Raw genomic sequence first — 14164 nt, 5'->3', positions numbered from 1 at the left:
ACGAGTGTCTCTGATCGCTTCTGACCACTTCCGCATCGTTGTCGGCCTCGGCAAGAGCGGCATGTCCCTGGTTCGCTTCCTGGCGAACCGGGGCACGTCGTTTGCCGTGGCAGACACGCGGGAAAATCCACCGGAACTGGCCACGCTCAAGCGTGACTATCCGCACGTGGAAGTGCGTTGTGGCGAGCTGGACGTCGAATTCCTGTGCCGCGCCGACGAGCTCTACGTGAGCCCCGGCCTGGCGCTGGCGACCCCGGCCCTGCAAGCCGCCGCGGCCCGTGGCGTGAAACTGTCCGGCGACATCGAGCTGTTCGCGCGTAACGCGCGGGCGCCGATCGTCGCCATCAGCGGTTCCAACGCGAAGAGCACCGTCACCACCCTGGTTGGCGAGATGGCGGCTGCGGCCGGCAAACGCGTCGCCGTCGGCGGCAACCTTGGCACCCCGGCGCTGGATCTGCTCAGCGACGACGTCGAGCTGTACGTGATGGAGCTGTCGAGTTTCCAGCTGGAAACCACCGACCAGCTCAACGCTGAAGTGGCCACCGTGCTGAATATCAGCGAAGACCACATGGATCGCTACAGCGGTCTGCCGGCGTACCACTTGGCCAAGCATCGGATTTTCCGTGGCGCGAAGCAGTTTGTGGTCAACCGTCAGGATGCGCTGACCCGTCCGTTGATGGGCGAGGGCCAGCCGTGCTGGACCTTCGGTCTGACCAAACCGGATTTCAAAGCCTTCGGTATCCGCGAAGAAGACGGCGAGAAATACCTGGCCTTCGAATTCCAGAACCTGATGCCGGTGCGTGAGCTGAAGATTCGCGGCGCACATAACCAGTCCAACGCCCTCGCGGCATTGGCGCTGGGGCATGCCGTGGGCTTGCCGTTCGACGCCATGCTCTCGGCCCTGCGCACGTTTGCCGGCCTCGAACATCGCTGCCAATGGGTACGTGATCTCGACGGCGTGGCGTATTACAACGATTCGAAAGCCACCAACGTCGGCGCCGCTCTGGCCGCCATCGAAGGCTTGGGCGCGGACATCGACGGCAAGGTCATCCTGATCGCCGGTGGCGATGGCAAGGGCGCCGAATTCAACGATCTACGTGATCCGGTGGCGGCCAACTGCCGCGCGGTGATCCTGATGGGCCGTGACTCCGACAAGATCGGGGAGGCCATCGGTGATGCCGTGCCGCTGATTCGCGCGACCTCGCTGGTCGACGCCGTTGCGCAATGCCGCGCCGCCGCCCAGCCGGGTGATGTGGTGCTGCTGTCGCCGGCCTGCGCCAGTTTCGACATGTTCAAGAACTATGAAGACCGTGGTCACCAGTTCGTCCGCGCTGTGGAGGAACTGGCATGAGTCTGTTCAATATCATCAAGCCGTATCCGTCGCCGATCATCACCGGGCGCGGCATCGATCTCGATTTTCCGATGCTCGCCGGTTGCCTGGCGCTGCTCGGTCTCGGTTTGATCATGATCGCCTCGGCTTCCACGGAAGTCGCGGCCGCGCAGTCGGGCAGTCCGCTGTATTACATGATTCGCCACCTTATTTATGTGGTGCTCGGATTGGGCGCGTGCATCGTCACCATGATGATTCCGATCGCCACCTGGCAGCGTCTCGGGTGGCTGATGCTGATCGGTGCGTTCGGCTTGCTGGTGATGGTGATCATCCCCGGCATCGGGCGCGAAGTGAACGGTTCGATGCGCTGGATCGGTTTCAGCTTCTTCAACGTGCAGCCGTCCGAGATCGCCAAAGTGTTCGTGGTGATCTACCTCGCGGGTTATCTGGTGCGCCGTCAAAAGGAAGTGCGCGAGAGCTGGATGGGCTTCTTCAAGCCGTTCATCGTGCTGCTGCCGATGGCGGGCCTGCTGCTGATGGAGCCGGACTTCGGTGCCACCGTCGTGATGATGGGCGCTGCGGCGGCCATGCTATTTCTTGGCGGGGTCGGGCTGTTCCGCTTCTCGCTGATGGTGGTATTGGCGGTCGGGGCCGTGGTCTTGCTGATTCAAATGCAGCCGTATCGTATGGCGCGTCTGACCAACTTCGCCGACCCGTGGGCTGACCAGTTCGGCGCCGGCTATCAGTTGTCGCAAGCGTTGATCGCCTTCGGTCGCGGTGAATGGCTCGGCGTCGGTCTGGGCAACAGCGTGCAGAAGCAGTTCTACCTGCCGGAAGCGCACACCGACTTCGTGTTCTCGGTATTGGCTGAAGAACTCGGCGCGGTGGGTTCGCTGTGCACCGTGGCGCTGTTCGTGTTCGTGTGTATTCGTGGCATGTACATCGGCTTGTGGGCCGAGAAAGCCAAGCAGTTCTTTGCCGCTTATGTGGCCTACGGCCTGTCGTTCCTGTGGATTGGTCAGTTCCTGATCAACATCGGGGTGAACGTCGGCCTGCTGCCAACCAAAGGTCTGACCTTACCGTTCCTCAGTTATGGCGGCAGCTCGTTGGTGATCTGCTGTGCCTGCCTCGGTTTGTTATTGAGGATTGAGTGGGAGAGTCGAACCCACCTGGGCAGTGAAGAGATGGAATTCCATGAGAGCGACTTCGCCGAGGAGCCGAATCATGGGCGCTAACGTATTGATCATGGCCGGCGGCACCGGCGGCCACGTGTTCCCGGCGCTGGCTTGTGCCCGCGAGTTTCAGGCGCGCGGCTACACCGTGCACTGGCTCGGCACGCCACGCGGAATCGAAAACGAACTGGTGCCCGCGGCAGGTCTTGAACTGCACCGCATCAACGCCACCGGCCTGCGCGGCAAGGGCAAGCTGTCGCTGCTCAAGGCGCCGTTCATGCTGCTGAAATCGGTATGGCAGGCGCGGGCGATCATTCGTCGCTTGAAGCCAGTGTGTGTGGTCGGCTTCGGTGGTTATGTGACTGGTCCCGGTGGCCTTGCCGCGAAACTGGCTGGCGTGCCGGTGATCGTTCACGAGCAGAACGCCGTGGCCGGCACCGCCAATCGGTTGCTGGTGCCGTTCGCCGCCCGGGTGTGTGAAGCGTTCCCCGACACCTTTACTCTGTCGGACACCCGCCGTACCACCGGAAACCCGGTGCGCAGCGAGCTGTTCCTCGACACATCGCGACCTGCTCTGGCCGGTCGCAAAGCGCGTTTGCTGATCCTCGGCGGAAGCCTGGGCGCAGAACCGTTGAACAAGTTGCTGCCTGAAGCCCTGGCCCAAGTCGCTGCCGATTTGCGCCCGGAAGTGTTCCATCAGGCCGGCAAAAACCACGATGAAGTGACTGCAGAGCGCTACCGCGCCGCCGGCGTCGATGCGCAGGTGCAGCCGTTCATCAAAGACATGGCCCAGGCCTATGGCTGGGCTGACCTGGTGGTGTGCCGCGCAGGCGCGTTGACCATCAGTGAGCTGGCTGCCGCCGGTCTGCCCTCGATGCTGGTGCCTTTGCCCCACGCGATCGACGATCACCAGACCCGCAACGCCGATTATTTGGCCCGTGAAGGCGCTGCCTTCCTGATGCCGCAAAGAACGACTGGTGCCGCGGACCTTGCCGCGCGCCTGACAGAGGTCTTGATGCAACCGCAACGACTCGAAGATATGGCCCAAGCGGCCCGCCGTCTGGCGAAACCCGATGCCACCCGTAGCGTGGTCGATACCTGTCTGGAGGTGGCCCATGGTTGAGAATCAGAAAGCCATGCCGCAACCGGAAATGCGCCGCATCCGTCGCATCCACTTCGTCGGCATCGGCGGCGTGGGCATGTGCGGCATTGCCGAAGTGTTGTTGAACCTGGGTTATGAAGTCTCCGGTTCCGACCTGAAAGCTTCGCCGGTCACCGAGCGTCTGGAATCGTTCGGCGCACAGATCTATATCGGCCACCGTGCCGAGAACGCCGCGACTGCCGATGTGCTGGTGGTGTCGAGCGCTGTGAACACCTCCAACCCGGAAGTCGCGACTGCCCTTGAGCGTCGTATTCCGGTGGTGCCGCGTGCCGAGATGCTCGCTGAACTGATGCGTTATCGCCACGGCATCGCCGTCGCCGGCACGCACGGCAAAACCACCACCACCAGCCTGATCGCTTCGGTGTTCGCGGCGGGTGGTCTGGACCCGACCTTCGTGATTGGTGGTCGTCTGAATGCCGCGGGCACCAATGCCCAGCTCGGCACCAGCCGTTACCTGATCGCCGAAGCCGATGAAAGCGATGCGAGCTTCCTGCACCTGCAACCGCTGGTGGCCGTGGTCACCAACATCGACGCCGACCACATGGCGACCTACGACGGTGACTTCAACAAACTGAAGAAAACCTTCGTCGAGTTCCTGCACAACCTGCCGTTCTACGGTTTGGCAGTGATGTGCCTGGACGATCCTGTAGTGCGCGAAATCCTCCCGCTGGTGAAGCGTCCGACCGTGACCTACGGCTTCAGCGAAGACGCTGACGTGCGCGCGATCAATGTTCGTCAGCAAGGCATGCAGACCTTCTTCACCGTGCTGCGTCCTGACCGCGAGCCGCTGGACGTGTCCGTGAACATGCCGGGCAACCACAACGTACTCAACTCGCTGGCGACCATCTGCATCGCCACCGACGAAGGCGTCAGCGATGAAGCCATCGTCCAGGGCCTGTCGGGTTTCCAGGGCGTCGGTCGACGCTTCCAGGTCTACGGCGAACTGCCGGTGGACGGCGGCAACGTGATGCTGGTCGATGACTACGGTCACCACCCGACCGAAGTCGCCGCGGTGATCAAAGCCGTACGCGGTGGCTGGCCGGAGCGCCGTCTGGTGATGGTGTATCAGCCGCACCGTTACAGCCGCACCCGCGATCTGTACGACGATTTCGTCAATGTCCTGGCCGACGCCAACGTGCTGCTGTTGATGGAAGTCTATCCGGCCGGCGAAGAGCCGATCCCCGGTGCCGACAGCCGCAAGCTGTGCAACAGCATCCGCCAGCGCGGTCAGCTCGACCCGATCTACATCGAGCGTGGCGTCGATCTGGCGCCGCTGGTCAAGCCGCTGCTGCGTGCCGGCGACATCCTGTTGTGTCAGGGCGCTGGTGATATCGGCGGTCTCGCGCCGAAGCTGTTGAAAAGTGAATTGTTCGCTGGCGCCGTGGCGGCGCCGGTCGAGGGGAAGTTGAAATGACTGCTGCCTACGCCAAGCTGTTTTCCACGATCGCGCCGAAAGACTTCGGCCGCGTCGCCGTGCTCTTCGGCGGCCTGAGTGCCGAGCGTGAGGTTTCGCTGAAATCCGGTAACGCCGTGCTCGAGGCGCTGCAAAGCGCTGGCGTGGACGCGTTCGGCATCGACGTTGGCGAGGACATTCTGCAACGTCTGCTCAGCGAAAAGATCGACCGCGCGTTCATCATTCTCCACGGTCGTGGCGGTGAAGACGGCTCCATGCAGGGCCTGCTCGAAGTAGCGGGCATTCCGTACACCGGCAGTGGCATTCTGGCTTCGGCCCTGGCGATGGACAAACTGCGCACCAAGCAGGTCTGGCACAGCCTCGGGATTCCGACGCCGCGTCACGCCGTGCTGTGCAGCGAAGCCGATTGTATTTCGGCGGCGACGGAACTGGGCTTCCCTTTGATCGTCAAACCGGCGCATGAAGGTTCAAGTATCGGGATGGCCAAAGTGAGTTCTGCGTCCGAGTTGATCGACGCATGGAAAGCGGCCAGTACCTACGATTCGCAAGTCTTGGTTGAGCAATGGATTCAAGGTCCGGAGTTCACCATCGCCACCCTGCGTGACCAGGTGTTGCCTCCTATCGCCCTGGGTACACCGCACACGTTCTACGACTACGACGCCAAGTACATCGCCAACGATACCCAGTACCGCATTCCGTGCGGGCTGGATGCCGCCAAGGAACAGCAACTCATGGATCTCACGGCCAAGGCCTGTGAGGCGCTGGGTATTGCCGGTTGGGGCAGGGCGGACGTGATGCAGGACGCTGACGGGCAGTTCTGGTTTCTGGAAGTGAATACCGCTCCGGGCATGACCGATCACAGTCTGGTGCCGATGGCCGCGCGTGCGGCCGGTCTGGATTTCCAGCAACTGGTTCTGGCCATTCTGGCCGCCAGTGTTGAAGACGCTCGAGGTTAAGACGATGCAAGGCGCTCAGCTCCGACATCAGCCTCCCGCACCCGGCCGCAAGCCGGTGCCGCGGGGTGCCAGCCGCATGGTGGCGAAAGAGCCGATGTCCGCACGCCTGCCGAAAGCCAATTTTGGTTTTCTGAAAAGTCTGTTCTGGCCGGTGCTGCTGGTCGCGCTGGGCTTCGGTACTTACGAAGGTGCAACGCGTCTGCTGCCGTACGCCGACCGGCCGATCACCAAGATCGCCGTGCAGGGCGACCTGAGCTACATCAGCCAGCAAGCGGTGCAGCAGCGGATCGCCCCGTTTGTGGCGTCGAGCTTCTTCACCATCGACCTGGCCGGCATGCGCACCGAGCTTGAACAAATGCCGTGGATTGCCCATGCCGAAGTACGTCGGGTATGGCCGGACCAAGTGGTGATCCGCCTCGAAGAACAACTGCCGGTGGCGCGTTGGGGCGACGAGTCGTTACTGAACAACCAGGGCCAGGCATTTACGCCCAAGGAACTGGCGAACTACGAACACCTGCCACAGCTGTTCGGCCCACAGCGGGCCCAGCAGCAAGTGATGCAGCAGTATCAGGTGCTGAGCCAGATGCTGCGGCCGTTGGGCTTCTCGATCGCACGCCTGGAACTGCGTGAACGCGGAAGCTGGTTCCTGACCACCGGTGCCGGCAGTTCTGGCCCCGGCATCGAGTTGCTGCTGGGACGCGGCAACCTGGTGGAAAAGATGCGCCGTTTTATCGCCATCTATGACAAGACGCTTAAAGACCAGATTACGAACATTGCGCGCATCGATCTGCGCTACGCCAACGGCCTCGCTGTTGGCTGGCGGGAACCTGTAGCGCCGACGACAGCCCAACCCGCTGTCGCAAAGAATTAAGAAGAGGCAGGACCCATGGCAAACGTGCAAAGCGGCAAAATGATCGTCGGTCTCGATATCGGCACCTCCAAGGTGGTGGCGCTGGTCGGCGAGGTTTCCGACGACGGCTCGCTGGAAATCGTCGGGATCGGTACCCATCCGTCCCGTGGCCTGAAGAAGGGCGTGGTGGTCAACATCGAGTCCACCGTGCAATCGATCCAGCGCGCGATCGAAGAAGCCCAACTGATGGCGGGCTGCCGCATTCACTCGGCGTTCGTCGGCGTGGCGGGCAATCACATCCGCAGCCTGAACTCCCACGGCATCGTCGCGATCCGTGATCGTGAAGTCAGCTCGGCCGACCTTGAGCGCGTGCTCGATGCCGCCCAGGCCGTGGCGATCCCGGCTGACCAGCGCGTGCTGCACACCCTGCCGCAGGATTACGTGATCGATAACCAGGAAGGCGTGCGCGAGCCTCTGGGCATGTCCGGCGTGCGTCTGGAAGCCAAGGTTCACGTTGTCACCTGCGCCGTCAACGCTGCACAGAACATTGAAAAATGCGTGCGTCGCTGCGGTCTGGAAATCGACGACATCATTCTCGAGCAGCTGGCGTCCGCGTACTCGGTGCTGACCGACGACGAGAAAGAACTGGGCGTGTGCCTGGTCGACATCGGCGGCGGCACCACCGACATCGCGATCTTCACTGAAGGCGCGATCCGCCACACCGCGGTGATCCCGATTGCCGGTGATCAGGTGACCAATGACATCGCCATGGCGTTGCGCACCCCGACCCAGTACGCCGAAGAAATCAAGATCCGTTACGCCTGCGCCCTGGCCAAACTGGCCGGCGCCGGTGAAACCATCAAGGTGCCGAGCGTTGGCGATCGTCCACCACGCGAACTGTCGCGTCAGGCCCTGGCCGAAGTGGTCGAGCCGCGTTACGACGAACTGTTCACGCTGATCCAGGCCGAGCTGCGTCGCAGCGGCTACGAAGACCTGATCCCGGCCGGCATCGTCCTGACCGGCGGTACGTCGAAGATGGAAGGCGCCACTGAACTGGCCGAAGAAATCTTCCACATGCCGGTACGCCTCGGTGTGCCGCACGGTGTGAAAGGCCTGGATGACGTGGTGCGCAACCCGATTTATTCCACTGGCGTTGGCTTGTTGATGTACGGCCTGCAAAAGCAGTCCGACGGGGTTTCGTTCTCCGGCATCGGCAGCCGCGACAGTTACAGCAACGAAGAGCCACAGGCGCCGTTGCTGGACCGATTGAAGAAGTGGGTTCAAGGCAACTTTTAAGAGCAGTTCGAAGCGTCAAGCTTCGAGCGGCAAGCAGTAGCAGTAGATGCACCGCGACAAAAATGCAGTAGGCGAAAAAACTAGAGAATGTAAGGAGAGGGAAAATGTTCGAACTCGTAGACAACATCCCCGCAAGCCCGGTAATCAAAGTTATCGGTGTTGGCGGTGGCGGCGGCAACGCTGTCAATCACATGGTCAAGAGCAACATCGAAGGCGTTGAGTTCATCTGCGCCAACACTGATGCTCAAGCGCTGAAAAACATCGGCGCGCGCACCATTCTGCAACTGGGCACCGGCGTGACCAAAGGTCTGGGCGCCGGCGCCAACCCTGAAGTAGGTCGTCAGGCCGCTCTCGAAGACCGTGAGCGCATTGCCGAAGTCCTGCAGGGCACCAACATGGTGTTCATCACCACTGGCATGGGCGGCGGTACCGGTACCGGTGCTGCGCCGATCATCGCCGAAGTGGCCAAGGAAATGGGCATTCTGACCGTTGCTGTCGTAACGCGTCCGTTCCCGTTCGAAGGCCGCAAGCGTATGCAGATCGCCGATGAAGGCATCCGCATGCTCTCGGAAAGCGTCGACTCGTTGATCACCATTCCTAACGAGAAGCTGCTGACCATCCTCGGTAAAGACGCAAGCCTCTTGTCGGCTTTCGCCAAGGCTGACGATGTACTGGCCGGTGCCGTTCGCGGTATCTCCGACATCATCAAGCGTCCGGGCATGATCAACGTCGACTTCGCTGACGTGCGCACCGTGATGAGCGAAATGGGCATGGCGATGATGGGCACTGGCTGCGCCAGCGGTCCGAACCGTGCACGTGAAGCCACTGAAGCGGCGATCCGCAACCCGTTGCTGGAAGACGTGAACCTGCAAGGCGCACGCGGCATCCTGGTGAACATCACCGCCGGTCCTGACCTGTCTCTGGGTGAGTACTCCGACGTGGGTAGCATCATCGAAGCCTTCGCTTCCGAGCACGCCATGGTCAAGGTCGGTACCGTTATCGATCCGGACATGCGCGACGAGCTGCACGTGACTGTGGTTGCCACCGGTCTGGGCGCGAAAATCGAGAAGCCTGTAAAGGTCATCGACAACACCGTTCACACCTCCATGGCTTCCGCCCAGGTGCAACAACCGGCTGCGGCCCGTCAGGAAGCGCCAGCGGTCAACTACCGTGATCTGGACCGTCCGACCGTCATGCGCAACCAGGCTCAGGCCGGTGCTGCGGCTGCCGCGAAGATGAATCCGCAAGATGATCTGGACTACCTGGACATCCCGGCTTTCCTGCGTCGTCAGGCCGATTGATGGAATGTATCAGGGCTATGAAGGTGATTGGTGTTCAGCAAAGGCATGGTCTGCTATCATCGCCAGCCTTTGTTGATACCAGTTCGCAATTTGCGCTGAAGCGGCCCAAGCCATGATTAAACAACGCACACTGAAAAATATTATCCGTGCCACAGGTGTAGGCCTGCACTCCGGTGAGAAGGTCTATCTGACCCTCAAGCCTGCGCCTGTCGACACTGGCATTGTGTTTTGTCGCGCTGACCTCGACCCTGTGGTGCAGATTCCTGCCCGCGCGGAAAACGTCGGTGAAACCACTATGTCGACGACGCTGATTAACGGCGACGTGAAAGTGGACACGGTAGAGCACTTGCTCTCGGCCATGGCTGGCCTGGGCATCGATAACGCCTACGTCGAGCTCTCCGCGTCCGAAGTCCCGATCATGGATGGCAGCGCTGGACCCTTCGTATTCCTGATTCAATCGGCAGGCCTGGAAGAACAGGACGCCGCCAAGAAATTCATCCGCATCCTGCGTGAAGTGACAGTGGAAGACGGCGACAAGCGCGCCACTTTCGTCCCTTTCGAAGGGTTCAAGGTGAGCTTCGAGATCGATTTCGATCACCCGGTATTCCGGGACCGCACCCAAAGTGCAAGCGTGGATTTTTCCAGCACTTCGTTCGTAAAAGAAGTCAGCCGCGCCCGTACCTTTGGTTTCATGAGTGATATCGAGTACCTGCGCAAGCACAACCTCGCACTCGGCGGCAGCGTTGAAAACGCAATCGTGGTCGATGCCGATGGCGTGTTGAACGAAGACGGCCTTCGCTATGAAGACGAATTCGTGAAGCACAAGATCCTCGATGCCATTGGCGACCTGTATCTGCTGGGTAACAGCCTGATTGGTGAGTTCAAGGGCTTCAAGTCCGGCCACGCACTGAACAACCAGCTGCTGCGCAAGTTGATTGAGCAGACAGATGCCTGGGAAGTGGTGACGTTCGAAGACGCCAGCACCGCACCAATCTCTTACATGCGCCCGGTTGCGGCAGTGTAAGTAAAAAACCTCTCTAGTTTTTTGAAGGCCATCCCCGGATGGCCTTTTTTTATGCCTGTGGTTTTTGTGTTGCCTGGGCCGGCCCCATCGCGAGCAGGCTCACTCCTACATTTGAAATGCATTCCCCTGTAGGAGTGAGCCTGCTCGCGATAGGGCCGGTGAAGCCACTACATCTATCAGGAAGCCACCACCACCCGATTACGCCCACCTTCCTTGGCCTGATACAACGCCTTGTCCGCCGCAAACAGCAACTGCTCCAGCGTCATCTCACTCGCCGCCGTCCATGTGGCGATGCCAATGCTCACCGTCATCGGCCGCTCGGCCCCGTCTACCAACGGCAACTGCTCCACCGATTGGCGAATATGCTCGGCAATCTGCTGCGCGCCATGACCGTCAGTCTCGGCGAGAATCACCGAAAACTCCTCTCCGCCATAACGCGCAACCAGATCCGCCGGTCGCCGCACATTTTCAGTGATGACACGGGCCAGCGTCTTCAGCGCCTGATCTCCAGCCTGATGTCCATGCCGGTCATTGAAGGCCTTGAAGTGATCGGCATCGATCATCATCACCGACATCGCTTTGCCCGAGCGCTGGGCGCGGAACCATTCGTGACGCAGTGCTTGATCGAGCATTCGCCGGTTGGCCACCCCCGTCAGCGCGTCGGTGGCGGCCAATTGCGCCAGTTCGTGCTCGGCGCGCTGACGTCGGCGCAACTCGCGGGCCAGCAGCCAGGTCAGCCACAGCAACCCCACGCACAACACCCCCGTGGCGCCGCTGATCAACAGGGCGGTACGACGCCACGTGCCGAACACCTCGTCGCTGGATAGCGCGACCATCACGATCAACGGCAGATTGCCAACCCGCGAATAGGTATAGAGACGTTGTTGATGGTCGATGCTCGAAACGCTGTTGAAACTGCCATTGCCACTCCTGTCGCGCAGTATCCGTATGACGTTGGGCCGGTTGCCGAAGCTTTTGCCGATGGAGTCGCTTTGCAAATAGGGCTTTTGCGCCAGCAGGACGCCGTCGTTGTCGATGATGTTCAACGTGCTGTCTTTACCGATGTCGAGGCTGTTGAACAACCGATCGAAGTAGTCGAGTTTCATCGACGCCACGGCCACACCGGCGAACTCACCGGTGTCCGAGGAAATCCGTCGGCTGAAGCTGATGCGCCACTGATTGGCTTCATCGCAGTCGCAACGGGTCTTGAACGGGCGGCTGATAAACATGCCGACATCGCGATTGAACGCGTGGGCGAGGAAATAATCGCGGTCGGCAAAGTTGCCCGGTTTCGGCTCGACCCGCGAAGAGTCGGCGACCACATCGCCGTGTTTGTCGAGCAACAGAATGTCGCCCTTGAAGCGCGCCGTGGTGGAGCGGTCGAACAGCGCCAGATGACGGATCTGCGGCGAGACATCCTGCAGGTCATCCCGCTGGGCGGCGGCGATCAGGCCTTGCAACGTCAAGTCATACAGCTCGACCGTGCGCAGCACATCGGCGTCGATCAGTTGCGCGATGGTGGTGGCGCTGCGGGTCGCCGATTCCTGAGCGTTGGCGTGCTCGCGGATCAGCAGGAACGTGACGATGCACAGAATCGCGATCACGGTCAGCGAACTGCCGCAGATCAGCAGCAGCTCGGGGCGTCCGGTCTTGCCCGCAACGGGTGGGGTACGGCTCGCGATCATGATTGGGCTGTCGGTTGGGGGGAAGTCTTATAAGAGTAGTTGCACAAACACTGCTGCCAAAACCAGAAACCATTCCCAATGTGGGAGCGAGCCTGCTCGCGAAAGCGCAGTGTCATTCAACCTGGATGTCGAATGGTAGACCGCTTTCGCGAGCAGGCTCGCTCCCACAGGGCGGGCATCACTGAATTCAAGACGGTGTTATGGCGCCGATCTTAGAAGACGTTGATCGGGTAGTCGATGATGACGCGGTATTCATCTGTATCCGAATCAATCGCGCCGTAACCGTTGCCGCCACGGTTGGTCGCCCATTGCAGGTGCACCGCCAGATCTTTGGCCTGGCCGCTCTGCACAACGTACTGCAAATCGAGATCGCGCTCCCAGTGCTTGGCGTTGCGGCCGTCGGCGCTGTACCAGTTGGAATAGCCTTTGCTGTTCGGATCCACCTTGGTCAGGTCCACCGTACCGCGCGAATAGGAGACTGCCGAGGTCAGCCCCGGTACGCCGACACCGGCGAAGTCGTAGGCGTATTTGAGCTTCCACGAGCGCTCGTTCGGGCCGTTGAAGTCGGAATACTGCTGGGAGTTGTCGAGGTAAACGCTGTCGCCCTGGCTGATGTAGTCGAACGGCGTGTTGCCGTTGACCCGCTGATACGCGGCAGTAACGCTGTGATTACCGACGCCAACGGTGAAATGCACGCTGTAGGTGTTGTTGTCGATATTGCCCAGCAGCGCATCGCCGGTGTCTTGCGTGTGATAGAAATGCACGCCCGGGTTGAGGCTGACCAGATCATTCAACTGCCACGTGTAGTCGAGGTCGTAGTAGTACTGGTTCCAGATGTCCTTCAGCTCGGAAGCGTAGAGGCTGCTGGTCAGACCTTCGACGCCGCTCCAGGCCACACCGGCCCAGTTCAGGTGCTGGCTCTCGTCGCCATCGGCCAATGTCCCGTAGGAAGTGCCGATGCGCGTGTGGCCACTCTGGTTGTAAGGCTTGGTGAAACTGGCCTGGCCGCCTTCAATCAACCAGCCATCGAAGCTGTGGTTGGTCAGGCTCACACCCCGAAAGGTCTGCGGCAGCATGCGCGTTTCACCGCCGGCAATTACCGGGTTGGTGAGGAACAGATCACCGGCCTTCAATTCGGTATCGAACGCGCGCATTTTCAGCGTGCCACCTGCTGTGGAAAAAGCCCCCGGCGCTTTGCCGCCGCTCTCCCTGACCGGCAGGATGCTCGAACCGTCCGTGCCGCCACCGCCATCCAGCTTCAACCCGAGCATGGCGTGGGCATCAACGCCGAAACCGACCGTGCCTTCGGTGTAACCCGACTTGAAAATCCCGAGAAACCCCTGGCCCCACTCGATGTTGTCGTCCGCTTTCTGCAAGCGGTTGCGATTCATGTAGTAGTTGCGGGCGTTGAGGTTGAGGCTCGAACCCTCGACAAAGCCTTGTTTGGCAGGCTCGTCAGCGTGAGCGGCAGGGGCAATCGTTGCGGCAATTGCAATGAACAGCGGGGTGAAGCGGACTGGGTAACGCACGTGCAATGGAGCTCCTTGGGTCAACTGGCGCCTCTATATTTTGAGGCGCTCGATGTTTCTTGTTGTTACAGACGAACCAAACGGCTTTCAGACCACAACGAAAAAAGGCCGCTGAAAGGCAGCGGCCTGGAATGACGACGGTTGAACGGGAAGAGCCAAACAACCGCGTCGAGGGAAACGTTGGCGCGGTGCGCGGCTCAGCTGTCTGTCTCGCTTGCTTGAGCCTGGGAAGTGGCAGCCTGCGGGGCTTGCGAGGCGTCCTGAGCCTTGGCCATCACTTCGGCCTGATGCTGATCGAATGCCTGAGCGCGAGCGACATTATGCGCCACGAACGACTGCGATTCTTCAGCCATCGCCATCGGCGACAGGATCAATGAGGACAAAACGAACGCGCTGGCAATACCCATACTGTTGGACATCTTGAAAACCTTCTCGCTTGGCGAGT

12 protein-coding genes are annotated in these 14164 nt (G+C 60.8%); 9 read left to right on the top strand and 3 right to left on the bottom strand.

From position 1 onward, the window contains the following. The first annotated feature begins 4 nt into the window (after window positions 1-4). The 9 genes from murD (at window position 5) to lpxC (ending at window position 10505) form a co-directional block, all read left to right on the top strand. On the top strand, window positions 5-1351 hold the full coding sequence (gene murD, locus AB4N44_RS12000) for a UDP-N-acetylmuramoyl-L-alanine--D-glutamate ligase (protein ID WP_460108823.1): 1347 nt from the start codon (window positions 5-7) through the stop codon (window positions 1349-1351). After that, window positions 1348-2565, top strand: coding sequence for a putative lipid II flippase FtsW (ftsW, locus tag AB4N44_RS11995; RefSeq protein WP_016987575.1), 1218 nt, complete (start codon window positions 1348-1350; stop codon window positions 2563-2565). Before murD ends, ftsW begins: the two co-directional genes overlap by 4 nt. Then, window positions 2555-3625, top strand: coding sequence for an undecaprenyldiphospho-muramoylpentapeptide beta-N-acetylglucosaminyltransferase (murG, locus tag AB4N44_RS11990; RefSeq protein WP_064392864.1), 1071 nt, complete (start codon window positions 2555-2557; stop codon window positions 3623-3625). Before ftsW ends, murG begins: the two co-directional genes overlap by 11 nt. Beyond that, on the top strand, window positions 3618-5078 hold the full coding sequence (gene murC / locus AB4N44_RS11985; RefSeq protein WP_127929708.1) for a UDP-N-acetylmuramate--L-alanine ligase: 1461 nt from the start codon (window positions 3618-3620) through the stop codon (window positions 5076-5078). Before murG ends, murC begins: the two co-directional genes overlap by 8 nt. Next, window positions 5075-6034: a D-alanine--D-alanine ligase gene (locus AB4N44_RS11980; RefSeq protein ID WP_127929707.1), complete on the top strand. Its 960-nt coding sequence runs from the start codon at window positions 5075-5077 to the stop codon at window positions 6032-6034. The genes murC and AB4N44_RS11980 overlap by 4 nt, the downstream gene beginning before the upstream one ends. 4 nt (window positions 6035-6038) lie before the next feature. Next, window positions 6039-6905, top strand: a complete 867-nt coding sequence (locus AB4N44_RS11975; RefSeq protein ID WP_127929706.1) for a cell division protein FtsQ/DivIB — start codon at window positions 6039-6041, stop codon at window positions 6903-6905. A 15-nt stretch (window positions 6906-6920) separates the two neighbouring features. Continuing rightward, window positions 6921-8180, top strand: coding sequence for a cell division protein FtsA (gene ftsA / locus AB4N44_RS11970; protein ID WP_007916987.1), 1260 nt, complete (start codon window positions 6921-6923; stop codon window positions 8178-8180). A gap of 104 nt (window positions 8181-8284) precedes the next feature. Further along, the gene (gene ftsZ / locus AB4N44_RS11965) at window positions 8285-9481 is read left to right on the top strand and encodes a cell division protein FtsZ (RefSeq protein WP_007916986.1); all 1197 of its coding nucleotides are present in this window, start codon (window positions 8285-8287) and stop codon (window positions 9479-9481) included. Window positions 9482-9593: 112 nt separating this feature from the next. Next, window positions 9594-10505 carry a UDP-3-O-acyl-N-acetylglucosamine deacetylase gene (lpxC, locus tag AB4N44_RS11960; protein WP_007916984.1) on the top strand — a complete coding sequence of 304 codons (912 nt, stop codon included), beginning with the start codon at window positions 9594-9596 and terminating at the stop codon, window positions 10503-10505. Window positions 10506-10681: 176 nt separating this feature from the next. Here the strand turns inward: lpxC and AB4N44_RS11955 are convergent, their stop codons facing one another. The 3 genes from AB4N44_RS11955 to AB4N44_RS11945 all read right to left on the bottom strand — a co-directional run bounded on the left by AB4N44_RS11955 (window position 10682) and on the right by AB4N44_RS11945 (window position 14138). Beyond that, window positions 10682-12190 (bottom strand): sensor domain-containing diguanylate cyclase, encoded by a 1509-nt coding sequence (locus AB4N44_RS11955; RefSeq protein WP_460108825.1) that lies wholly within the window; start codon window positions 12188-12190, stop codon window positions 10682-10684. 212 nt (window positions 12191-12402) lie between these two features. Then, on the bottom strand, window positions 12403-13719 hold the full coding sequence (locus tag AB4N44_RS11950; protein WP_460108826.1) for an OprD family porin: 1317 nt from the start codon (window positions 13717-13719) through the stop codon (window positions 12403-12405). A gap of 197 nt (window positions 13720-13916) precedes the next feature. Further along, window positions 13917-14138 (bottom strand): hypothetical protein, encoded by a 222-nt coding sequence (locus AB4N44_RS11945; RefSeq protein ID WP_460108828.1) that lies wholly within the window; start codon window positions 14136-14138, stop codon window positions 13917-13919. Window positions 14139-14164: the final 26 nt, after the last annotated feature.

Source organism: Pseudomonas sp. S3_C06, from assembly GCF_054667675.1.
This window is presented reverse-complemented; position numbering and strand designations above follow the sequence as displayed.

Excerpts from the sequence above, each read along its gene's own strand:
- ftsW (WP_016987575.1), top strand. The coding sequence starts at position 1,348 with ATGAGTCTGTTCAATATCATCAAGCCGTATCCGTCGCCGATCATCACC.
- murG (WP_064392864.1), top strand. The coding sequence starts at position 2,555 with ATGGGCGCTAACGTATTGATCATGGCCGGCGGCACCGGCGGCCACGTG.
- murC (WP_127929708.1), top strand. The coding sequence starts at position 3,618 with ATGGTTGAGAATCAGAAAGCCATGCCGCAACCGGAAATGCGCCGCATC.
- AB4N44_RS11980 (WP_127929707.1), top strand. The coding sequence starts at position 5,075 with ATGACTGCTGCCTACGCCAAGCTGTTTTCCACGATCGCGCCGAAAGAC.
- AB4N44_RS11975 (WP_127929706.1), top strand. The coding sequence starts at position 6,039 with ATGCAAGGCGCTCAGCTCCGACATCAGCCTCCCGCACCCGGCCGCAAG.
- ftsA (WP_007916987.1), top strand. The coding sequence starts at position 6,921 with ATGGCAAACGTGCAAAGCGGCAAAATGATCGTCGGTCTCGATATCGGC.
- ftsZ (WP_007916986.1), top strand. The coding sequence starts at position 8,285 with ATGTTCGAACTCGTAGACAACATCCCCGCAAGCCCGGTAATCAAAGTT.
- lpxC (WP_007916984.1), top strand. The coding sequence starts at position 9,594 with ATGATTAAACAACGCACACTGAAAAATATTATCCGTGCCACAGGTGTA.
- AB4N44_RS11955 (WP_460108825.1), bottom strand. The coding sequence starts at position 12,190 with ATGATCGCGAGCCGTACCCCACCCGTTGCGGGCAAGACCGGACGCCCC.
- AB4N44_RS11945 (WP_460108828.1), bottom strand. The coding sequence starts at position 14,138 with ATGTCCAACAGTATGGGTATTGCCAGCGCGTTCGTTTTGTCCTCATTG.